The 23,847-nt window shown below is 41.7% G+C and carries 20 protein-coding genes; 7 read left to right on the top strand and 13 right to left on the bottom strand.

What is annotated here, in order from left to right:
- Positions 1-28 precede the first annotated feature (28 nt).
- The 5 genes from ACVPPQ_RS06550 to ACVPPQ_RS06530 form a co-directional block, all read right to left on the bottom strand.
- Positions 29-1,621: a CTP synthase gene (locus ACVPPQ_RS06550; protein WP_463493459.1), complete on the bottom strand. Its 1,593-nt coding sequence runs from the start codon at positions 1,619-1,621 to the stop codon at positions 29-31.
- Between the two features lie 201 nt (positions 1,622-1,822).
- Positions 1,823-2,431, bottom strand: a complete 609-nt coding sequence (rpoE, locus tag ACVPPQ_RS06545) for a DNA-directed RNA polymerase subunit delta (RefSeq protein ID WP_463493457.1) — start codon at positions 2,429-2,431, stop codon at positions 1,823-1,825.
- Between the two features lie 43 nt (positions 2,432-2,474).
- A complete protein-coding gene (locus tag ACVPPQ_RS06540) occupies positions 2,475-2,915 on the bottom strand; it encodes a YwiB family protein (protein ID WP_463493455.1) in 441 nt (146 codons plus the stop codon).
- A 153-nt stretch (positions 2,916-3,068) separates the two neighbouring features.
- Complete coding sequence (locus ACVPPQ_RS06535) at positions 3,069-9,521, bottom strand: isopeptide-forming domain-containing fimbrial protein (protein WP_463493453.1); 6,453 nt, start codon at positions 9,519-9,521, stop codon at positions 3,069-3,071.
- Positions 9,522-9,539: 18 nt separating this feature from the next.
- Entirely contained in the window at positions 9,540-9,728 is a 189-nt protein-coding gene (locus ACVPPQ_RS06530; protein ID WP_025083848.1) for a hypothetical protein, read from the bottom strand.
- Positions 9,729-10,004: 276 nt separating this feature from the next.
- Between ACVPPQ_RS06530 and ACVPPQ_RS06525 the strand changes: the two genes are divergently transcribed.
- Genes ACVPPQ_RS06525 through ACVPPQ_RS06510 form a run of 4 tightly spaced genes read left to right on the top strand, consistent with a single transcriptional unit; the run spans position 10,005 to position 14,115 of the window.
- Positions 10,005-10,829, top strand: a complete 825-nt coding sequence (locus tag ACVPPQ_RS06525) for a lipoyl protein ligase domain-containing protein (protein ID WP_463493451.1) — start codon at positions 10,005-10,007, stop codon at positions 10,827-10,829.
- The gene (locus ACVPPQ_RS06520; RefSeq protein ID WP_463493449.1) at positions 10,826-12,199 is read left to right on the top strand and encodes an HD domain-containing protein; all 1,374 of its coding nucleotides are present in this window, start codon (positions 10,826-10,828) and stop codon (positions 12,197-12,199) included. Before ACVPPQ_RS06525 ends, ACVPPQ_RS06520 begins: the two co-directional genes overlap by 4 nt.
- Positions 12,200-12,214: 15 nt before the next feature.
- Positions 12,215-13,039: a sugar-phosphatase gene (yidA, locus tag ACVPPQ_RS06515; protein WP_463493447.1), complete on the top strand. Its 825-nt coding sequence runs from the start codon at positions 12,215-12,217 to the stop codon at positions 13,037-13,039.
- A gap of 20 nt (positions 13,040-13,059) precedes the next feature.
- Positions 13,060-14,115 (top strand): YdcF family protein, encoded by a 1,056-nt coding sequence (locus ACVPPQ_RS06510; protein ID WP_463493445.1) that lies wholly within the window; start codon positions 13,060-13,062, stop codon positions 14,113-14,115.
- A gap of 57 nt (positions 14,116-14,172) precedes the next feature.
- Here the strand turns inward: ACVPPQ_RS06510 and ACVPPQ_RS06505 are convergent, their stop codons facing one another.
- Positions 14,173-14,910 carry a TerC family protein gene (locus ACVPPQ_RS06505; protein WP_463493443.1) on the bottom strand — a complete coding sequence of 246 codons (738 nt, stop codon included), beginning with the start codon at positions 14,908-14,910 and terminating at the stop codon, positions 14,173-14,175.
- 182 nt (positions 14,911-15,092) lie between these two features.
- Between ACVPPQ_RS06505 and mscL the strand changes: the two genes are divergently transcribed.
- A complete protein-coding gene (gene mscL / locus ACVPPQ_RS06500) occupies positions 15,093-15,485 on the top strand; it encodes a large conductance mechanosensitive channel protein MscL (RefSeq protein WP_463493441.1) in 393 nt (130 codons plus the stop codon).
- Positions 15,486-15,531: 46 nt separating this feature from the next.
- Here mscL and ACVPPQ_RS06495 read toward each other — a convergent pair whose 3' ends face one another.
- Entirely contained in the window at positions 15,532-16,503 is a 972-nt protein-coding gene (locus ACVPPQ_RS06495; protein ID WP_463493439.1) for a ribose-phosphate diphosphokinase, read from the bottom strand.
- A 222-nt stretch (positions 16,504-16,725) separates the two neighbouring features.
- Positions 16,726-18,114, bottom strand: coding sequence for a bifunctional UDP-N-acetylglucosamine diphosphorylase/glucosamine-1-phosphate N-acetyltransferase GlmU (gene glmU / locus ACVPPQ_RS06490; protein ID WP_463493437.1), 1,389 nt, complete (start codon positions 18,112-18,114; stop codon positions 16,726-16,728).
- A 133-nt stretch (positions 18,115-18,247) separates the two neighbouring features.
- On the opposite strand from glmU, the gene ACVPPQ_RS06485 reads away from it, so the two are divergent.
- A complete protein-coding gene (locus ACVPPQ_RS06485) occupies positions 18,248-18,883 on the top strand; it encodes a L,D-transpeptidase (protein ID WP_463493435.1) in 636 nt (211 codons plus the stop codon).
- 285 nt (positions 18,884-19,168) lie between these two features.
- A complete protein-coding gene (gene dhaS / locus ACVPPQ_RS06480) occupies positions 19,169-19,735 on the top strand; it encodes a dihydroxyacetone kinase transcriptional activator DhaS (RefSeq protein ID WP_463493433.1) in 567 nt (188 codons plus the stop codon).
- Between the two features lies 1 nt (position 19,736).
- Here dhaS and ACVPPQ_RS06475 read toward each other — a convergent pair whose 3' ends face one another.
- From ACVPPQ_RS06475 to purR, 5 genes are all read right to left on the bottom strand, one after another.
- The gene (locus tag ACVPPQ_RS06475; protein WP_463493431.1) at positions 19,737-20,720 is read right to left on the bottom strand and encodes a dihydroxyacetone kinase subunit DhaK; all 984 of its coding nucleotides are present in this window, start codon (positions 20,718-20,720) and stop codon (positions 19,737-19,739) included.
- A gap of 63 nt (positions 20,721-20,783) precedes the next feature.
- A complete protein-coding gene (gene dhaM, locus ACVPPQ_RS06470) occupies positions 20,784-21,161 on the bottom strand; it encodes a dihydroxyacetone kinase phosphoryl donor subunit DhaM (RefSeq protein ID WP_463493429.1) in 378 nt (125 codons plus the stop codon).
- Positions 21,154-21,741 (bottom strand): dihydroxyacetone kinase subunit DhaL, encoded by a 588-nt coding sequence (gene dhaL / locus ACVPPQ_RS06465; protein WP_463496347.1) that lies wholly within the window; start codon positions 21,739-21,741, stop codon positions 21,154-21,156. The genes dhaM and dhaL overlap by 8 nt, the downstream gene beginning before the upstream one ends.
- Before the next feature lie 13 nt (positions 21,742-21,754).
- Positions 21,755-22,750, bottom strand: coding sequence for a dihydroxyacetone kinase subunit DhaK (gene dhaK / locus ACVPPQ_RS06460; protein ID WP_463493427.1), 996 nt, complete (start codon positions 22,748-22,750; stop codon positions 21,755-21,757).
- 130 nt (positions 22,751-22,880) lie between these two features.
- Positions 22,881-23,717 carry a pur operon repressor gene (purR, locus tag ACVPPQ_RS06455; RefSeq protein WP_463493425.1) on the bottom strand — a complete coding sequence of 279 codons (837 nt, stop codon included), beginning with the start codon at positions 23,715-23,717 and terminating at the stop codon, positions 22,881-22,883.
- Positions 23,718-23,847: the final 130 nt, after the last annotated feature.

Here is a 23,847-nt window from a genome sequence, read left to right as displayed (position 1 = left end):
CAGAAATTACCCGTGGGTTCCAGCACTCTTAAATTGTTGCTCCTATGAATGCCTTGAATAGGCCTTCTGGTTTGTTTGGTCTTGATAAGAATTCTGGATGGTATTGCGCTGCCACGAAGAATTTATTTTCTGGAATTTCAATGACTTCGACTAAACGATTGTCAGGTGATGTCCCAGCAAAGACTAAACCTTTATCCGTTAACAAATCGCGATATTCGTTATTAAATTCATAACGATGACGGTGACGTTGTTGGATGACACTTTGGTTATCATAGGCATCAGCCGTCTTCGTGCCTGGTTTTAATTTACATGGGTATAAACCAAGACGTTGCGTGCCACCCATATTTTCAACATCAATTTGATCAGACATGATGTCGATTAATTTATGTTTTGCATCTGGATGCACTTCACCAGTCGTTGCATCAGTGATCCCAGCAACGTTCCGGGCGAATTCAATGCTAGCCATTTGCATCCCTAAACAGATACCAAGGAATGGCACGTTATTTTCACGCGCATATTGAATGGATACAATCATCCCTTCAAGACCGCGATCGCCGAAACCACCAGGGACAATCACACCATCAAAACCAGCTAATTTTTCAGCAACGTTTTCTTTAGTGATGTCTTCTGATTGAACAGGTGTGACTTTAACGTCCGTATTATAGACGTAACCGGCAGAACGCAAGGCTTCATTCACTGAGATATAAGCATCTTGCAATTCGATATATTTACCAACCAACGCAATCTTCTTAGTACCTTCAAGGTTCTTGATAGTGTGGAGCATATCAGCCCATTCAGTCATGTCAGCAGCTGGTGCCGTCATCTTGAAATGGTTCAAGACAAAATCATCTAAGCCCTGTTTTTGTAATGATAATGGAATGTCGTAAATTGATTCTGCATCGCGTGATTCAACGACTGCTTCTGGTTCAACATCACAGAATTGGGCAATCTTATTCCGCATGCTATCTGGAATTTCTTTTTCAGTCCGGCAAACTAAAACGTTCGGTTGAATGCCGATACTCCGTAATTCTTTAACACTATGTTGCGTTGGTTTAGTCTTCATTTCACCAGCGGCCTTTAAGTAAGGGACTAGCGTCGTATGAATATAGATACAGTTTTCAGCGCCAACATCCGCCTTCATTTGACGAAGTGCTTCTAAGAATGGGAGTGATTCGATATCACCAACCGTGCCACCAATTTCAGTAATTACGATATCTGAATCAGTGGTTGTCGCTGCGCGCATGATTTTTTCTTTGATCATGTTTGTGATATGTGGAATGACTTGAACAGTTGCGCCCAAGTATTCGCCTTTTCGTTCTTTGTGTAAAACTTCTGAATAAATTTTACCCGTTGTGACGTTTGAATATTTATTTAAGTTGTTGTCGATAAAACGTTCGTAATGGCCAAGGTCTAAATCTGTTTCAGTACCATCATCTGTTACAAAAACTTCCCCATGTTGATAAGGACTCATTGTACCGGGATCCACGTTGATGTATGGATCAAATTTTTGAATCGTGACCTTCAAGCCCCGATTCTTTAACAAACGACCAAGTGAAGCCGCAACAATCCCTTTACCGAGCGAAGAAACAACGCCACCTGTGACAAAAACATATTTGGTCATATAAATATTCTCCTTTTCTTATTAGCCTACGCTAATTCTAAATACTTGGGAAACAACAAAAAATAAAAACAAGCTCCCCATTCAAAAATGAATAGGGGAGCTTGTTAACCGATTCTGGCTTCACACAAAGTGCGAAGCGCCCAAAGAATATGATACAAGAAAGGTCTTTTATCGTCAAGTGAAAATTACACCAATTTCAGATTAAAGATCGTCGTCGTCGTCATCTTCTTCGTCATCATCGTCATCGCTAAATTCAGATAATTGGCCTTCGATGCCGTCTTCTAATGCGTCAACTTCTTCATCATCGTCGTCATCCCCGATATTTTGTAAATCAGCTTGATATTCTTTCAAGTTTTCACCTGATTCATCATCCGCTAATTCAGTATCATCAGATGCCTCTAAATCGTCGTCTTCTGGATCGTCATCACTGTAATCAATGACATCGTCATCATCAGTGACGTCTGCCAAGAAGGCATTAACCTTTTTACGACGTTTTTTCTTATTAGTTGGTTGATCATCTTCATCTTCTGGATGGTTAACTTCTTCATCAACAGATTCATATGGGTACCATGAACGAAGGCCCCAAACGTTTTCACCTAAAGAAATGAAACTACCATCTTCGTTTAAATCTGTATAAAATTGTGATAAGCGTGCACGCACTTCTTCATCACTTTTACCTAAATATTTTTGAACTTCATTCGCTAAATCAGCAAATCCGATTGTGTCGCCTTTTTCTTCTAGGATTGCATGTGCGACTTCGATCATTGATAGTTCTTCTTTATTTTGGCCTTTAAAAACGTTTAATTTCAACCGGTACACGTCCTTTCAACAGTCTATCCTTAATCATACTAGCTTATGCGGTAAAAATCAATCGTAATTTATAATCACCAACCACCTGTTGACTGATTTCTAATTGATATTGCACCACCAGTTCACCGCTCAATGGTTGATCCTTAATCGTCCAAACTAACTGATTGGTTGTCGTGACGACTGGCAACTTGCCATATTGGGTTTGATAGACCGACGCCATCTGTTCTGCTTCTTTAAAATAAAGCAGTAGTTGTGTCTCGTCTTTACTCGCCCCGCGCGTTAATTGGACGCGACCCGTTTCATCAATTTTAAAGCGCACGGCAATCGCTTGTTGATCAACGTGTTCAATATAACGGATGTATAAACTATCGCCCATTTTAACGAGTTGACCGTCTTCATCAAAACTGTGCGATTCAACTTGTCCCTCTTGGGTAATCTGGGTTTCTAAATGAACCTTAATCGGTAGACTACTTTTTTCTATCATCTTCAATAAACTCCTCTAAAAGATTGCTTGTTTCCTATTATAAGCGATTCAAGTCAAAGTCACCACCGACAAATCCAAAAATGGCCTATCCTAAAATTTCGGATAGACCATTTTCTAAATTGACAACTGCGTTATATTACAGCTTCAATTTAATCACGATTGCCGTTTCCGCCGTTGAACAACTTGATACCCTAGCACACCCGCGATTAAAATTAACCCAATCGCGACTGCTAAACCAGCTTTAGCAACCCCAGTTTGTGGTAAAAGACCACCGACTTTAGAATTGTTTGTATTCTGATTGCCAGGTTGTGTGGTATCCGGTGTACTTGGTGTCACCGGAACACTTGGTATTGCTTCAACAAAAACAGCTACTCGATCTTGATAACTCGTTTGATACCCAGTATCATCTTGCCCATTTAATTTAGCAATATTAATAATATTACCGTTAGTTGCAACCTTAGTTGTCTTAACCATGAACGTAATGGTATGGGTTTGACCACCCTTCAAATCACCGAGATTAACCGCTAATTGATTACCTTGCCAAATTTGACGATCCGTTTGACTTTGACCATCAATTTCAGTTGAGTTTGGCACGTAAACCACTTCACTTGGTAACGTGTCTTTGACTTGTGCTTCAAACCATTGCCCCGCACCCGTAGCATTATTAACCGTCAATGTGTATTTGAATTGGTCGCCAACCTGCGTTTTAACCACGTTAGCTTCTTTCGTAATACTTGGTTGTGGTTGCGCGTGATTATCGGTGGTTACTTCAGTCGATGGCCCGTCTGGATCGCCAGGCGTGTTCCCACCAACCGTTGCAACATTTTTCAATGCGGTGCTTGCTTGATCGTTAACCGTCACATCAAAACTAATCGTGACACTTTGTTGTCCGTTCAATTGACCCGCATTAACCTTAATCTGTTGGCCATTAACGTGGCTATCATCTAAAGCCGTTGGTTGTTGTTGATCAATTTGTTGTGTTAAACTGCCGGGCACATAAGTCAACCCAGCCACTAATTTATCTTGAATCAACACATTAGTCACAATACTATCAGCAACCGGATTAGTCGTTTGGATCGTGTAATGTAACTCATCTCCAACCTTAACAACTTTTCCATTCAAATTATTACCTTGTGCATCGCTGACTTGCTTAGTCGCTTCTAGACGACCTGACTTGTAGTCAACTGGGACAGTCACACTCGCCATTGGCGGATTGACCGTTTGATTATTACTATCTTCACCAGTCGCGGTCGCTTGATTAAGCACTAGTTTGTTATTTGGAATTTGTTTAACCGTTACTTGGAAAGTGATCGTATGGCTGACACCCGGGTTCATATCACCCAGTTGAACATCCAACATTTCATTTTGCCAAACGGTTGCATCAGCTTGAACTTGACCATCCAGCTTCGTACTATTTGGAACTAATGCTAAATTTTGCGTATCCAATGTATCTTGAACACTTGCATTGTGCCAAATACTGCCGGTTGCTTGATTTTTAATATCTAACGTATACGTGAATGTCTGACCCAATTCAGCATGATTAACACTCGCCGTTTTAGCTAATGTTGGCGCTGGTTGGGTTGTATTCATCGTTTGATTAGACGTAACCGTCTTGTCCTGCCCTGAAGGTTGTTGGCCTTCGACCGTCGCCTGATTAGGGAGACGACCATCGGCTAGTTCGTTCACGACAACATCGAATTCAATTTTAACCGTTTCGTTCGTGGTTAGTTGGCCTAAATTAATCGCCAAATCTTGTCCGGTAAAGCTGTTGTCGCTTTGTGCTTTTTGGTCCACTTTTAAAGAACCTTTTTGATAGGTTAGTCCCGCCGTTAATTGATCACGTAAAATGACGTTACTAATTAAACTATCCGCTTGTGGATTTTTAACCGTTAAAACGTAATGTAATTTTTGACCGACTTGGACTTGTTGCCCATCAATGTCAGTTTGGTGTTCATCTTGAACCGCCTTTTTCAAGGTTAATTGGCCGTCATGATGTTGAACAGGTACTAATACTTCAGCATCTTTCGGTGCCACCACTTTACCTTGATCATCCGTCCCCGTTGCTTGGGCGACATTCAATAGATAAGCATTGTCCGGTACCGAAACGACTTTAACTTTGAACGTAATCGTATGACTTTCACCCGATTTTAAAGCAGCCCATTCAACGTGTAATTGATCAGCTGACCAAATACCTTGATCTTTAACAGTCTTGCCATCAATTTGCGTTGAATTCGCCACGTAATCCAGTGATTGTGCTAATTGATCATTAACTTGCGCTTTCATCCATTTAGCCGCATCCGAAGCGTTTTTAACCTTAATCGTATACTCAAAAGTATCGCCGAGATACGTCTTTTTAACGCTCGCTGTTTTTTCTAGCGTTGGGTTTGGTTGGGCGCCATTAATGGTTGGTGGCGTTGTCGTTGGGTCTGTCGGTTTACCCGGCGTTGTCCCGTCAACAAGGGCCACATTCTTCATCCCGGCGCTTGCGTTTTCATTCACCGTCACGTCAAAACCGATGGTTGTCGATTCATCACCCTTTAGTGTCCCAGCGTTGACCGTCAATTGTTGACCAGCGACGTTGCTATCAGATAATGGTTTGACTTGATTATTCGTGGTTTGGGTTAACGACCCATTCACATAGGTAAACCCTTCTTCAAGTAAATCTTTGACTAAAATATTCGTGACAATACTGTCTTTAATCGGGTTAGTGACCTTAATATCGAAATGTAATTTATCACCAACCTTAACTTCTTGACCATTGATATTATTACCATCTTTATCAGTCACTGTTTTAACTGATTTTAAAGCACCGGTTTTATAATCAACTGGCACAATTGCTGTCGCATCGTCCGGGTTAAGTTCGTCGCCATTACTATCTTGACCATTAGCAGTCGCTGTGTTGGTAATAATGTGCGAGCCCGGAATCGCGATGACCTTAACCTTGAAAGTCACAGTCACTTTCTGATTACTCTTTAAATCCCCCAAAGCTAAGTGGAACTTACGATTACTGTTACTCCAAACGGTGGCATCCCCAATCGTAGCCCCATCTTTTTGGGTCGAACCTGCTACTAGCTCAACTTGTCCTGGTAATAAATCATTCATTTCAGCATTTAACCAAGTTGCGGCGCCTTTAGCGTTGGCAACCGTTAAGGTGTACGTATATTCATCGCCTAAAGTCGCCATTTTAGTATCAACGGTTTTAGTTAACGTTGGTTTCGCAACGGTTTGATTCGAAGTTGGTGGCGTGGTCGTTGAAGTGCCTGGCCCCTCACCCGTAGCGGTCGCAATATTTTCAATTTTACCGTTGGCACTATCGGTGACTTTGACATCAAATGCCACCTTAACCGTAATCCAGTCGGTCGTTTTATTCGCAATATCACCGACGTTAACATCTAACTTATTATTGGTAAAACCACCCGTTGTTTGGCTAGTAATATCCCCATCATTTGTGCGAGTCACTTTCAACGTACCCGCTTGATAGTCTAGTCCAGCCGGTAATGCATCCGTGACGTGCACAGCCCGGACGATACTCGTTGGGAAATAGTTGGTAACGTTAATTTCATAATGTAAGATATCACCAATTTTGACGACTTTGCCGTTAATGTTATTGCCGGCTTGATCAGCAACGGTCTTGTAAGAGAATAAATGACCATTGTCGTATTTAGCGAGGACAATAATTTGCGCATCTTGCGGTTTCACAATTTTACCGACTGCATCTTCACCAGCAGCTGTCGCTATATTTTTGATTGGAATAGCTTGTTTACTTGTTTCATCAAGCTTATCGACCTTAACTTCAAACGTGATCGTGTGTGTTGCCCCGGCAGCCATATCACCTAACCGCGCATATAAATGATCACCAGACCAGACTTGACTATCGGAAACACTTTGACCATCAATCGTGGTTGTCGCAGCAACTAATGAAACTTGCTCTGGTAAATTATCCTTTAAGATTGCATTATGCCAAATACCAGCATGGTCATCATTTTTAAGCGTCAGAGTATACGTATAAGTGCCGCCTAATTCCACATCTTTAACCGACGCTTCTTTGGTTAAGGTTGGGTCAGGATTCGCTTCATTATCCGTATTAGGGGTCGTCGAAGTCGTTGGCACGTCAGTTCCGGGTGTCTTCCCAGTCGCAGTTGCTACATTCTTCATGCTGCCATCCGCTTCAGCCGTAATCTTGACGTCAAACCCAACCGTTTTTGCTTGGTTGCCTTTTAAATCGCCAATATTGATGGCTAAATTTTGACCGTTAAAATTACTATCACTAGCCGCTTGACCATCCACCGTCAATGAACCAGCTTGGTAGCTAAAACCTTTAACTAAGGTATCCTTGACTAAAATATCAGTCACAATACTGTCCGTCACTTTATTAGCAACCTTGATGTCAAAATGAATGATATCGCCTACTTTGACCGTGTGCCCATTGATATTGTTGCCGGCTTGATCAGAAACCGACTTCGTTGACACTAATTCACCAGTTTTATAATCAACGGGGACTTTAACGCTCGCGTCCGGTGGTGTTACCTCATTGTCTGCACCATCTTGACCCGTAGCACTCGCGACATTGTTGATAATTTTATCTTTCGGTACATCAATCACGTGCACTTTAAACTGAATCGTTTTCGTTTCACCGGGTTTTAAATCACCCACGTTTAAAGCCAATTGTTCACCTTGCCAAGCTTGACTATCAGCCACCACTTGACCGGCTAACGTTGTCGTGTTCGCAACGTGTTGGATATTAGCACTATCTAAAGCATCTTTAACAACGACATCGTGCCAAATGCCAGTATTTTGATCATTGCTAACTTTTAACGTATAGGTATACTCGCTACCCAAAGTTGTTTCTTTAACGTTAACCGACTTCGTTAATTTAGGCTTAACCGGTTGGTAATTTTTCAAATTCAGTTTGACCGGCGCTTTTTGATCTTTATCAATCACAATTTTATGTTTCGTTGGATCTTTCGTATAGCCTGGTAAGGCTTGATCTTCTTGCAAATAATAAGTGCCGGCTGGTAAATAGTGCAAGTCGAATTGACCTTGAGCATCCGTTGTTAACTTGTTCTTATATAGAGTGCCATCCGCATTGTATAAAGAATAAACAACACCTTTCAACGGTTGTTTAGTATCCCCATCAATCTTAGTAACTTCTAAATCACCATTCCGCACTTCAGTTGTATTAGAAGGCATTGGGTTGGCGTATTTACTGACTGCCGTGGCGACGTTATCAATCACACCGCTGCCAGCCACTTTAACTTGGAACGTAATTTTTTTCGACGTGCCCGGCTTAACTTTACCTAATTTGATGTAATCATTATCCCACAGACTATCACTCATTGTTTGACCATCAAATTTCAAAGTCCCTGGAACGTACGTGGTTCTTGCATCTAAGACGTCTTCAACTTTGGCATCAATTAAATCTTGTGTGTTACTGCTACTATAAAAATAAGACACGTTATATTCTAAGATATCACCCGTTTTATAAGTTGTTTCTGCATTATAATCGAGATCTTTATTCGTAATGTTTTTAACTAATTTACCGGTTTCAACATTCGTTTGATCAGGTAACTTAGTAATCGCGACGGCTTGATTATTACTCTTACCACCAGTTGATCCGGTAAAGCCCCAATAAACGTTCGTCCCGTTAAACAGTGTGTTCAAATCAGCAATATGGTAACTCTTACTACCATAACCCGCGATAGAATAATCCAACGTTTGGGTTTTAGAATTCCATTCTAGATTAACTTTACGCCACTGATTATTCATCAATGGATCGCTAGTCGTTGCTTCAATTAAGTTTTCATGTTTTTCAGCATAGCCTTGCGTCTTTTGAATCGCAATATGTCCGGCGTGTTCCGTATCTTTATTAACATCTAAATCATTAGTCGAACCCGCCGTCCCATTGTAATAAGTATCAAATTCTAGCGCTAACCCATTTTTGATATACTTATCTTCTTCTGTTTTCCGACCATACGCCCCAAGACCAGCACCCATTGCGCCGATTGCATTCAATTGGCGCGGATCATTTTGCATGACAAAAGCAATCCCGTCAGCACCATATAAATCATTGCCTAAGAACATGTACATTTCCATTGAAAAATCTTTTTTCAGGTTGATTGGGTTTTGATACCATAAACCACCCTTTTGATCTTCTTCATCCTCGGTAATCACCGCTTCATTCAAATTGGTAGGATGAATGTAAGAATTATAACCTTGTAAGATATTAAACGTATCACTTAAAACAATATCCGACTTAGGTGGATCTGGCACATCTTCCGGTTTTTGATTCCGGGTCTGTTCATGATCATCTTGACTGCTGTCACTATTAGCCGTTACTGATGATTGTTCACTACTAGAACTGTTTACGCTCGTCTGACTTTCCGACGACGAACTCGTTTTCGTTTTAGCACTACTTTCAGAAGTGCTGGCCGTCTTAGCTTCTGATTGACTAATTGCTTCATTGGCCATCTGCTTCTGTTGCGCTTCAGTTTGCGTTGTTGAAACAGATTGGGCTTGTGCTTGATTACTCCAAACGGATAATGGCACGTTCAAAACCTGAACGGCAATAAAAATCGCCGTTATTAATCGATACGTTAACTTTTTCACTTATAAATCCTCCCAGAATTATCGTTTGACTTTGACAACAACTTCATTTGATTTGTCTTTTATTTGTTTAGAACTTTGATTGACTTTCTTTTCAGTTTTAACCGAGCTGGATTTCTTTTGGGATTTTCCTGGACTACCGCCACACCCTGCTAAATTAAGCATTAACCCTAATAATAATCCTGAAATTAGTACTTTTTTAATCTTCATGTCGCTATTCCTCCAGTCAAAACAAGTTGTTAATTAAAACTTGTCCTGTCTTTTATTATAAACACCAATAACGATATCGCAACCGATATCATTCGTTTTGTTAAAAATATATATCACAAAAAAGTTCATGGTATAAACAATTTAACTGAATAACAAGTGTTACGTCAATGACTCATCGTGTACAATTAAATCAATCGTTGCTATTTGTTCAGCCTAGCAAAGACAGACTTCTTGATTTACGTTATAATTAGGAAGAATCATAATGGAGGCGATTTAATGGTCGCATTAAACCAACTATTTCCCAATGATCAAGTCTTTCAAGTTGTCCATCAATCTTTCAACCAAGCGCAGGGTCAGTTGGCCTTAGCCCATACAAATGCATTATTAGCACTCAGCACCCAACTCAGCCAACCCATCATTCATTTTTGGACGCTCCCTCAAAACGTAATTCTAGGCATGATGGATACTAAATTACCCGATTATCAATCGGCCTGTGCTTCTTTGACCGCGGCGGGTTATCCCTATACCATTCGGAACGCCGGTGGGCTTGGTGTCGTTGCCGATACTGGCATCCTCAATATCGGGCTTTATTTGCCTCATCTGGCGAATCAGCTATCAATCGATGACGCTTACGAATTAATAGCTAATTGGCTGGTTCGGACCTATCCGCACACGCCTGAGATTGCGCATTTCGAAGTAGACCATTCCTACTGTCCTGGTAATTACGACTTGAGCATCAACGGCCAGAAATTCGCCGGCATTGCCCAGCGACGGTCTAAAAATGGGATTGCTATTTTACTTTACGCCAGTATTAATGGCTCTCAAAAACGACGTGGTCAGCTCATGCAAACTTTCTATCAACAAGGAGGCGCTGAGCAACAACCGCGCTGGCAATTCCCGACGGTGATTCCAGACAGCATGGCCAACTTAGCTGATTTACTTAAGCAACCTTTGACCGTGGCACTTGTCCAACAACAACTATTAGCCCGTTTTAACACAGACTATTTTAAAACAGCAACCAATTTAGTCAGTTCATTAGACCAATCGGATTATCAACAACTATTACAGAAGCAATTTCAACAATTATCCCGTTATCAATGAAAGGATCTGACCGTTTGACTTATGCTACGCAAAAAATCGGTCGCGAAAAAGTTTTTCGTGATCCGGTCCACAACTATATCCGTGTCGATTATCAGGTTATTTTAGATTTAATTGACACCCCCGAATTCCAACGGCTGCGCCGAATTAAACAACTGGGCACGACTAATTCGACTTTCCAAGGGGCTGAACATTCTCGTTTCACCCATTCATTAGGGGTTTATGAAATCACGCGGCAAATCTGTGATCAATTCCAATTGAACTACCCTTCTCAAGTTGCGGGTGATGGTCTGTGGGACGATCAAGAACGACTGGTTGCGCTCTGTGCAGCCTTGTTACACGATATCGGTCACGGTGCTTATTCGCACACCTTTGAACACATCTTCGAGACCGATCACGAAGCGATTACTCGCGAGATTATTACATCTGATTCGACCCACGTTAATCAAATCCTCCAAAGAGTGGCCCCGGACTTTCCGCAAAAAGTCGCAAGTGTGATTGACCACACCTACCCGAATCCCCAAGTGGTTCAGATGATTTCTAGCCAGATTGATGCGGATCGCATGGATTACTTATTACGCGATGCTTATAATACGGGGACTAAATATGGTGAATTCGATTTAACCCGGGTTTTACGCGTGATGCGTCCTTATCAAGGCGGGATTGCTTTTCTCGCCAACGGCATGCACGCCGTTGAGGATTATATCGTCAGTCGTTTCCAAATGTATCAACAAGTTTACTTTCACCCGGTTTCCCGCGGAATGGAGGTCGTCTTACAACGACTACTCCAACGGGCCAAAATGCTCTACGAACAACCCGAACACGCGCAAAACTTAGCACCTCAACTACTAATTCCATTTTTTAAGAAACAGTTTACGCTAGACGACTATCTCAAATTGGATGATGGCGTTTTGAACACCTATTTCATTTATTGGTTGGACTATCCCGATCAGATTCTCAATGACTTGGCTAACCGGTTCCTTAGTCGCCGACCATTCAAATCAGTTCGTTTTACAACTGAAACTGAACGCTATTTGCCAAAACTTCAGACTTTAACCGAACAGGCCGGCTATGACGCAACTTACTATACCGCCGTCAATAATAGCTTTGACCTCCCCTATGATGCTTACGACCCCTCATCTAAAACGCCAAAGACCCAGATTGAAATCATGCAATCCGATGGTACTTTGGAAGAACTCTCTTCCCTAAGTCCATTAGTCGCTGCGATTTCAGGTAAGTTTTCGGGCGATGAACGATTCTATTTCCCCAAAGAGATGTTAGCCAACAGCGACATTGAATTATTCCAACCGATTTATCAAGAATTTAAACACTACATTAACAACGGTTCATTGCAAAAACCAATAACTGATTAAAAGGAGCCCTAAACTATGTCAATCAAACTCGTTGCCGTCGATATGGACGGTACCTTACTCAATGAAAATAATGTTCTCAGCCCTAAAACCATCAAGGTCGTTAAGGCTGCCAAGACCCAAGGGATTAAAGTGGTGTTATGTACCGGTCGGCCACTCACTGGCGTCACACCTTTCTTGCAAGAATTAGGGCTTACCGAAGCTTCTGATTACGTGATTACCTTTAACGGCGCGCTCGTCCAAAATACGGCCAGTGGTGAAATTCTGGTCCGGCATACCTTGACGCATAACCAATATTTAGAGATTGAATCATTATCCCGCCAAATTGGCGTTCATCTCCACGCTGAAGACGATCAATTCATCTACACCGCAAATCGCAATATCAGTCGTTACACGACTGGCGAAAGTGCGCTCGTCAATATGCCGATTAAATTCCGGCACGTTGATGAAATTGCACCCGACAAGGCTTTTTCAAAAGCGATGTTAATCGACGAACCCGCAATTCTAGCGGAAGCTAAAACTAAGATTCCTGAACATATTTTTAACGAATACCAATTCGTTCAAAGCGAACCTTATTTCCTAGAAGTCCTCAATAAAAATGCCGGCAAAGGAAACGGTCTCCGCGATTTAGCCAATGCATTAGGGATTCAACAAGCTGAAGTCATGGCCGTTGGTGATCAAGGTAATGATTTATCCATGCTGGAATACGCTGGCCTCCCCGTCGCAATGGACAATGCAATTCCCGAATTAAAAGCCATTGCCAAAGTCATTACCAAGAGCAATCATCTCGGACAAGACGGGGTGGCTTACGCCATTGAACAACACGCTTTATCAACTAAATAAAATGAGCTGGAGATTTTACTATGTCACAAACGGTTGATTATTTTGGCTTCGTGCCACTCTTTTTCTTACTGCTTTTCATTTTTTTGCAATGGCAAGACAAACGCCGATTCATCAATGGGATTGTTTTTAATGGCTTATTAGTCACCGGCTTAATGGCACTAGCAGTCCTCGTCATTCGGATTGATAATCAAACCGTTAACGCCATCGCCATTGCCACCATGATTGTTTTTGTCATTATTGTTTTATTTCTATATGTATTCGGCTTCGTCCTGTTCTTGTGGAACGCCTATATCGTCTGGCAAAAAGAAAGTCACACTTTATCTAACATGTTGACCTTATTCATCGGACTCGGCTTGATTGCCTTATTCTTTGCCCCGTCGATTGCGAATGCACTCCACATTCCCAAGTTAATTCAACCTTTCGTTGGGACAATTGTCACCGTCCATCTGCTCTATTTACCACTTTTCTTCTATTTGTATTTATCATCACTGATTATCTACCAGTTCAATCGGCCCCGTTACCAACAAGATTACATCATCGTCTTAGGCAGCGGCCTAATCAACGGCGAGATTGTGCCACCACTTTTGGCGAGTCGCATTGACCGCGCCATCAAATTCTATCAGCGTCAACTCAAAAAAGGCCACGCCGCCCCTAAACTCGTCTTTTCCGGCGGCCAGGGTTCTGATGAAAAATTACCCGAAGCAGTTGCCATGCAACGTTACGCGCTCGCTAAAGGTATTCCGATTGAACAAACTTTGGTGGAACCTAAATCAGTTAACACGCTCCAAAATATGCAATTTTCAAAACAAATCATTACTGCTGACACTGACAAACCAAACCCTAAGGTCATCTTTAGTACCAATAACTATCACACTTTCCGCGCCAGTTTATTCGCTAAACAAGCGGCTTTGCAAGCCGACGGAATTGGTGCTAAAACATCTAAGTATTTCCTACCGAACGCCACAATTCGTGAATTTATCGCGATTTTAGCAATGAAAAAGCACCTATTCATCTTCATCTCGGCGGGAAGTGTCCTATTGGCCATTGCCAATGTTTTTTTCAGTCAACTTCATTAAATAGTGTGCAAAAAAGGCGTTTCCTCATGAGGAAACGCCTTTTTACGCGATCTAAGCTTATTTATTGTGATGTACTCGATAGTAATGAATTGCAAGCGTGATTAGAATGGCCCCGAAAACAATTCCGGCAAACACTAAATTGGGAATTTCAAAATCAATTGCTGGAATTGATAAGAACAGTTTAACCGCAATCAATAAAATCAAGACGTAGGCCATCGGATTTAATTCTGGAATTTTTTTCATTAGTTGGGCGATAATTTGGGCAATTCCTCGCATACATAAAATCCCAATCATGCCACCAATCAACACGATTACCGGATTACTAGAGATCGCTAACGATGCTAAAACGGAATCAATCGAAAAAACGATATCCATTAATTCAATCGACGCTACCACTCGCCAGAAACGGTGCGGACTACTGATTTTAACTTTCGTCGGTTCTTTTGCTAACTTGGGATGCCGACTATTTTTAAAGTACGCAAAAACTAAATACATTAAATACAACGCGCCTAATACCTTAATTTCCCAAAGATGAATCAAATATGTCCCGACCCCGATTATAATAAACCGAAAGACATAAGCACCCCATAGCCCATAGACCAATGATTTCTCTTGTTCAATCTTAGTCGGTAAGCTTTGCGTTTGTGCCGCTAAAACAACCGCGTTATCAACGGATAACAAACATTCCATAATCACTAACGTTAAAATTAATAACCAATCTTCTGATGATTGAATAACTGTTTGCCAGTTGTTCAATTCAAAAAACGGTTGATACAATTGTACTAACCAATTCATATTTTTCTGCCTCAATTACTCTTTATTTTCAGAATATCACTGTTCTATCTTACTATTTTACATGAAAATAGCAATCAAAATGAGTTTTTCTGCAAATAATAGCATATCTATTTATCCTGAAACTTGAATACGGTATACTTTTAGTCAAGGGCACTGACTAATTTATAAGGAGGATTTACGTTATGATTAAAGATTTCAAAGAATTTATTATGCGCGGCAATGTTTTGGATATGGCTGTTGGGGTTATTTTAGGGGCCGCGCTAAAGGGAATCGTTGATTCATTAACCAAAAACTTGATTAATCCAATCATTGCACTTTTTATCGGCCAAGTCGATTTATCCGGAATTACTTTAACGATTCCCGGTACAAAAGCGGTCTTTGGCATTGGGAACTTCCTGAACGATATTATTAACTTCCTGATTATCGCTTTCATCGTCTTCTTAATCGTCAAAGGGTTCAATAAACTCCGCGATATGGGCAGCTCAACCGAAGAAGAACCAGAAGCCTTGGTTCAATCTCAAGAAGAACTCTATTTAAAAGAAATTCGCGATCTATTAGCTGAAAAAAATAAATAATAGCCTAAAATAAAAAAAGCCGCTAAATTTAGCGGCTTTTTTATTTTTAACGTTTAAATCGATTTTCGAATAAAGGACTAACCGGTTTATTTTCATGAATTCGTTTGATTGCGTCACCGATTAGTGGCCCAACTGAAACTTGAACCATCTTATCGATTAATTTTTCTTCTGGAAGGTTGATTGAGTCTGTCACAATCATTTGTTTGATAACAGAATCTTCAATCCGTTGAATTGCAGGGCCTGATAAAACAGGGTGTGTACAACAGGCATAAACTTCAGTTGCACCAGCATCTTTAAGTGCTTGGGCAGCCAACGTAATCGTACCGGCAGTATCAATCATATCATCGATGATGATTGCGCGTTTACCGTTCACATTGCCAATAATGTTCATGACTTCTGAAACATTGGGCCGTGGACGGCGCTTGTCGATAATGGCAATTGGCGTCTTTAAGAAATCAGCTAATTTACGAGCCCGGGTGACGCCACCATGATCTGGTGAAACCACAACCGCATTTTCTGCTAAACCATTACTCAAGAAATAATCAGCTAATAATGGTGCACCCATTAAATGATCAACTGGAATATCAAAGAACCCTTGAATTTGGACTGCATGTAAATCTAATGCCAAAATCCGATCAGCACCCGCCATCGTTAACATGTTAGCGACTAGCTTAGCTGTAATTGGTTCACGTGAACGCGCCTTACGATCTTGACGTGCGTAGCCATAATAAGGCAACACAACGTTGATTGTTTTAGCGGATGCACGACGAAGTGCGTCAATCATAATAAGAATTTCCATTAGATTGTCATTAACTGGTGCAGATGTTGATTGAATTAAGAAAATTTCGTCGCCACGAATACTTTCTTCAATGTTAATCTGAATTTCACCATCACTAAAAGTTTTAACCGAAGATTTCCCTAAAGGAACCCCAACTTCAGCTGCGATTTTCTCAGCTAAGGGCTTATTAGAGTTCAAAGCAAAGAGTTTCAACTTAGGGTCGAAATATTGTTCAGACATGTCAGCCTCCAAAAATGTAAGTAAGTACCTATTTAAATATTAGGCATTTTCTGCAAAAAAATCAAGATTAAAACCAAAAAAAGATTAGAATGACCATAAAGAAACCGTTATTCATTAAAAATGCAAGAGAAACCATCACAGTTAATCCTACTGATAATTTAAGTATACCACGAACCGCAAAATAAGACCGTGTTCTTTACAGAACATTCGGTCTTATTTTAATTATTGCCAGTCTTGATCATTCGCAACTGGTAATTTTTGCCAATAATCAGCTTTATTCGTTTGACGTGCGCGCGCAATCGCCATCGCTTTTTCAGGCACATCATCCGTGATGGTTGAACCCGCGGCAACAAACGTGTGGTCCGCTAACGCTACCGGCGCGACCACGTTTGAGTTACTCCCGATGAAGACGTGATTACCGACGGTTGCTTGGTGTTTTTGAACCCCATCATAATTGACGAAGACCACGCCACAGCCAACGTTGATATCAGTGCCTAAAATCGCATCCCCAACGTAACTTAAATGGCCAACTTTCGTCCGATCGCCGATTTTAGCATTTTTAATTTCACAGAAATTACCGATATGCACTTCTTCACCAATTTCAGCATTGGGCCGTAAGTGACTGTTAGGCCCAATGTTAGAACCCGTATGCATCACGGCCGATTCAATCGTTGAACTCGTGATTTGAACGTTATCGTCAATCGTTGAATCAACAATTGTTGAACCCGCACCGACGAAACAATCTGAACCAATCTTCGTGTGACCTTTTAGGACAACGTTTGGTTCAATAATCGTATCGCTACCAATTTCAACGCCAACTTCAATGTACGTGGCTTCTGGATCAATCAAAGTTACCCCATTTCGCATGTGCAGCGTATTAATGCGGTGACGCATAACCTTCGTTGCTTGGGATAAAGCGATGCGGTCATTAACCCCCATTGATTCTTCAAAATGAGGCATCCGGTAGGCCGCGACAATTTCACCTTGGTTTTTAAGAATTTCAACCACATCGGTTAAATAATATTCACCTTGTGCATTTTGATTCGTCACTTGGTGCAAGGCTTTAAAAAGCGTTTGGTTATCAAAACAATAAACACCGGTATTAATCTCAGTGACGGCTGCTTCTTTATCATTAGTATCTTTTTGTTCAACAATTTTTTCAACAATCCCGATATCATTGCGAATAATCCGACCATAACCGGTTGGATCAGGTGCTGTCGCCGTTAAAACAGTCGCTTTAGCACCTTTGTCATGATGATACGCAAATAATTTTTCAAACGTTTCTGCGGTTAATAACGGTGTATCGCCACTGACGACGATGGTTAATCCGTCTTCATCTTTCAATAACGGTTCCGCTTGTAAAACAGCGTGACCTGTTCCTAATTGTTCGGCTTGTAAGGCGTATTGCGAACGATCACCTAAATAATCTTTGACCTTTTCAGCACCGTGTCCGACAATCGTTACGATTTGATTAGGGGCCGTTTTTTCGACTTGTGTTAGGACGTGATCAACCATTGGTCTACCACAAACTTCATGTAAAACTTTGTATAATTTAGACTTCATCCGGGTACCTTTACCCGCTGCTAAAATAATCGTATTTTTATTTACCATTTTAAGCTCCTAATATTCGTTATTACTGGTCTATTTTAGCTTAAAAATGAACTTTGGGCAAGCTTCTATAAATTGAAGTTCCATCCTTTCTCAAGTATAATAAGATGACTATTATTATTTTTGGAGGAGCTCTATGCGCAAACTTTCAACTCGAACCTTAATTTTGATACTGACGGGCTTAATTTGTCTTTTGGTAGTCATTGGGATTGGTTTCGGCATTCATCAGACTCAACCAACTACGACTAAACCTCAATCGGTTAAAACAACCACTCAAAAAACAAAGACCCCAACTAAGTTAACGACCAAGAAAAAAAAGACCCCCGCCATTAAAATTAACTGGCAAGCTTCTTCTGAAAAAAAAGCTTATCCTAATCCGCAAAAATATACTGACTTTTGGATTGATGTTTCATTAACGAAACAACGCGTCTTTTTAATGGATGGTAAAACAATCTTATATACGATGTATGCTTCGACCGGATCTACAGAATCGCCCACACCCGCCGGCACGTTTTATATCGAACCCGAACATGGCGAATCTTTCTTTAATGCCAATTCGGGAGAAGGTGCTAAATATTGGCGCTCCTTCTTAGATCATGGTATCTACCTCTTCCACAGCGTTCCCACCGATCAAGCCGGCAATTTCATCCCCAGTGAAGCTGAGGAATTAGGCAAAACATCAAATTCACACGGCTGCATCCGCCTATCAGTAGCCGACGCCGAATGGTTCTACACCAACATCCCAGTGAATACGAAGGTGGTTATTCATTAAGAGTGTGACTGAGCTGGTCAGCTTTTGAGTATAGCCTAATATAGCGTATTATGACGTTTCTCAGTCGTAATACGCTATTTTAGATTAAGCGGAAGTTGTTGCAACTCAAAAGCACGTTTTGATTAAGAGTGCTGACTCAAGTTGCTCAGGCTTTGAGGCATTAAAAAGAGCGTCACATGACTGAAAAATGTCATATGACGTTCTTTTTAATGCCTAAATCATTTTCATTTTACTTTAACCTATTAACGATGATATATTGAAGCCATCAATAAATGAGGTGGACCAATGTCTTATATCACCCAGAGAAAAATCGCAGCCGCTTTTAAAATATTAATGTTTGAAATGCCCTTAACGAAGATTAGTGTGACAACGATTATGACCCGTGCGCATATTCGCCGCCAAACTTTTTATGAATACTATCCCGATAAGTATGCCTTGCTCGCATGGATTTATGATCAAGAGGTGGGTGAATACGTTGATGACAATCTCAGTTACACCCACTGGACGCTAATTTTAGAACAACTTTTCCAATATTTTGATGATAACCGTCAATTCTACCAAAATGCCTTATCAATCGAGGGCCAAAATTCATTTGAATCGCATCTACTCCAACACGTGCGTCAACTAGTCAACACGATTATCAAGAATATGGTCACTAGTCAAGGGATTACCTTATCCGCTAACTATCAAAAATTTCTTTTAAATTATCTTTCCGGTGCTCTGGTCACCTACACAACTGGTTGGCTCCAAGAACGGCAACCGGGTTCCGTCGAACAAGTCACAACCGCTTTAAAAATGACCTTAACCGACACTTTAAACGGCTTATTATTGCGAACTGGCCATCTTCAGTAATCTACCAAGCAGCTGCGGTCGTCGGTGCTTGCAGCGCCGTTAACCACTCATCAGACGCTAAAGCTAGCAAACTGACTGACACCCCTTGTGTATTGTAGGCCGTCATTTGATTGCCGACTTTCACAAAAGCAACTTCAATTTGTTGTAACCGCAATAGTTGTTCGACATCTTGCGCAATCACATAGAGTTCCAACAACGGCGTGGCCCCTAGACCGTTAATCAAAACTGCAACCCGTTGTGGCCGTACTGGATATTGATGTAATAGTTTATTTAACAATTCATTAGCTAATAGTTCCGCCGATTGAATGGGTTCTCTCCGGTATCCCGGTTCACCATGAATTCCGATACCATAGTCAACCTGATCGGCCTGAAGCTCAAACTGCGCTTCAAGCTGCCCCGGTAGCGTGGGCGCAGCTAAAGCAACGCCTAAGGTCTTTAACTGTCGATTAACCGACCGACCAATTTCAACTAATTGTGCCAAATCAACGTTTTGTTGCGCGTAGTACCCGAGAATCTTTTGTAACAGGACCGTCCCCGCAACACCCCTTTTACGTAATTGATAGTCTTGCGGATTAACTGAAATATCATCGGTCACCACGACCTGTTCAACCTGATAGCCTTGGTGCACCAACTGCTGTTGTGCGGTTGTAAAAGCTTGGCGATCTGCCGAGAAATTTTTAACAATCAGCAACACCTGCCGTGTTTTAGCAATGGATTTCACCGTTGTAATGATTGCTTCGGCAGTTGGTGGCGTCCACAAAGAGCCCATCACCGCGGCCGCCAACATCCCAGTACCGACATACCCTAAATCGGCCGGTTCGTGGCCACTTCCGCCGCCACTAATCACGGCAATTTTAGGTGGTGCTTCGCTTGTTTGATAAAAACCAAAGGTCTGCGGCACTTGAATCAGCTGGGGATACGCAAGTGCTTGTCCAGCAATCGCTTCAGTGATCAAATGATCGACCTGATTGACAATGTGTTTCATGTTGAAAATCCTTTCCGTATTAAAAAAAACAGCGAAATTGGCCGCCGCCACTTCGCTGTTTTTTTATTTAATCTTTAGATCAGCTAACTGTGGTTCAATCATGTCTAGTGATGCGTCGGCTTGCAACAAAGCACTTGCCGTATACGCGCCTTCAACCAGCGCCACATCGTATAGATGAATCGTTTTATCACTAAATTCTTGCGCTAATTCTAAATTAAGTTTGGCGCTCCCTAAATCGTAGAACGCTAATAGTTGGTCAGCTTGGTTGGCCTCAATTGCGGCTTGAATCTTAGTCAGACTCGTCCCAACACCATTATCATCGGTCCCACCGGCAATCGTCAACGGCACATCAGCCGCAACTTCTCGGATTAACCGTTCTAAACCCGCCGCAATTTCTGGCACGTGTGACACGATTAAAACGCCAATTGATTGATCAGTCATGATTAATCCCCGCTTCCAACATTGTCGTGAACAAATAACCACTTGAAGCTGCACCTGGATCCACATGGCCAATTGACCGTTCACCCAAATATGACGCCCGGCCCTTAGTCGCTCGTAAGGCCGCAGTTGCTTCAACCGCAGTGGTTACTGCTTCAGCCGTTAAAGGACCTTGTTCCAATTGTGCAATCACTGGTTGCCAAACATCAATCAACGTCTTTTCACCAACCGTCGCATGGCCACGTTTTTCAACCCCCGCCAGACCCGCGCTTAGTAGTGGGGCTATTTCGAGGGTTTCAGCACTCTTTTTGGCCATCTCTAAAAAAGCGGTGCCGTATAAGGGACCGGCCGCCCCGCCGACTTTAGTAATTAAATTCATGGCCGTTAATTTCAAAATCGTCGGCACATCAGTTGGGGCCTTATCCGCCAAAACTTCAGTCACGGCCGTCATTCCCCGTGCCATATTATGCCCGTGATCACCATCACCAATCGGCGTGTCTAACGCACTCAGTTGCGCTTGGTTAGTTTGAATGGCTTGATTAAAAAGTGTCAACCATTTTAATGTATTTTCGACCGTTAACATCGCGAAATCTCCTTTACCAGCCAATTGTTGTGACTGGTTCTTTTAATTTATCGGTCCAATTCGATTCGATTAATTTCATTAACGTTAATGACACACCCGCCATGTCTAACGACGTCATGTAATCGCCAACCTTTGTGAAATCGACCACCACGTTTTCAGCCGCTAATTGGTCTAAAACATTATTCATAAAGACGTATTGTTCCATTAATGGCGTCGCGCCTAAACCGTTCACCATGACCGCATAATGTTCACCGGCCGTTAAATGGTGGGCTTTCTTCAATTGACCGACTAATTCTGTTGCTAATTGTTCGGCACTCTGTAATTTCTCACGACGGTAACCAGGTTCACCATGAATCCCCACGCCGTATTCGACTTCATCAGGTGCCAATTCAAATCCTGGTTTACCAACTTCGGGAACGGTCGCACCGCTCAAGGCAACCCCGATGGTCTTAATATTAGGCACAATCTGTTGCGCTAACCGTTCAACAGCTTCAAGTTCCGCACCACTACGCGCATACGCTCCCAGAATCTTATGAACTAAAATCGTTCCGGCAACGCCGCGTTTACCTTGCGTATAAGTACTATCTTCAACCGCAATGTCATCATCAACGACAATTGAACGGACTTCAATATCATCCATGGCGGCCATTTCTTGCGCCATTTCAAAATTCATCACATCGCCAGAATAGTTCTTGATAATCATAAAAACACCGCGCCCAGCATCGGCCGCTTTAATCGCTGCATAAATCTGATCAGGCGTTGGCGACGTGAAGACCTGACCGCAAACTGCCGCCGTTAACATCCCATCGCCTACAAACCCGGCATGTGCGGGTTCATGGCCACTGCCCCCACCGCTGACTAACCCAACTTGAGGATGACAATTCAGATCCTGATTGTAAACAACTGCTTCCGTTTCTGGAATTTGTTTTAACAAATCGGGATAACTCCGCACTAGTCCTTGGACCATTTCTGTGACGATATCACTAGGTTGATTCATTATTTTCTTCATGTCTATCCTCCTGTATATTATATAATCAACTATATGATAGCGCTAACATTATTGCAACGGACAACTCTTAAAATTTGTCCATAGAAAAAAGCAATGCATAATCAGCATTGCTCTAGTCTTTCAACGTTATTTAAACCAATTGGTCTACATTCTTGGTTAAATAATTGCCGGCACTAACACTCAACGTCTTATTTTCAATATCGACTTTATCGACTTCTAAAATAGACGTGTAATCATCAATCATCCGATCACCATCAAAGACGGATTCAGCAAAGACCGAAATCCCAACCATTTCAGAATCGAATTCTTCAATCAAGCTCTTCATCCCGTTGACGGTGCCGCCGCCTTTCATAAAGTCATCAACGATCAAGACTTTTGAATTAACGGGTAAACTGCGTTTAGATAATTCCATCTTTTCAATCCGCGCTGATGAACCTGACACGTAATTGACGCTGACGGTTGAGCCTTCAGTAATTTTTGAATCCCGGCGTACGATGACAAACGGGACGTTCAAATACATTGCAACGCTTTGCGCGATGGGGATCCCCTTAGTCGCAACGGTCATCACGGCCGTCACTTTTTTACCGACGTATTGGTTAGCAATCAGACGACCGACTTGACGTAAGACATCTGGACGACCCAGTAAATCAGATAGATAAACATACCCACCTGGCAATAAGCGGTCATTTTCAGATAAGCGTTCCGCCATTTCGTTAATAAAACTTTCGGCTTCATCCTGTTTAATCATCGGCATATAACGCACACCACCAGCAGCGCCTGGGACGGTTTCTAAAATCCCGGTTCCCCGGTTATAAAAAGTCCGTTTGACGATTGATAAATCTTCACTGATTGATGATTTTGCTGATTCATACCGATTTGAAAAAAAGGTTAATGGAATTAACGTATGGGGTCTTTCTAACAAATAACGGGTCATATCAATTAGTCGATCACTTCTTCTAACTTTCATAATCATTTACTCCTCTATAATATCATTTAATTTTTTCCGAAAAAAGCTGTCCGCTTTCCAATTATATAGATTTTAATCGGAAAATCCTAGTCTTTTTTGCAAAAAATCAATAAATGTTCGTTTTTATCAC

It is taken from the genome of Latilactobacillus parafuchuensis (genome assembly GCF_055271665.1).
The sequence above is the reverse complement of the archived record's forward strand: the minus strand, read 5'-3'. Positions and strand labels throughout refer to the sequence as shown.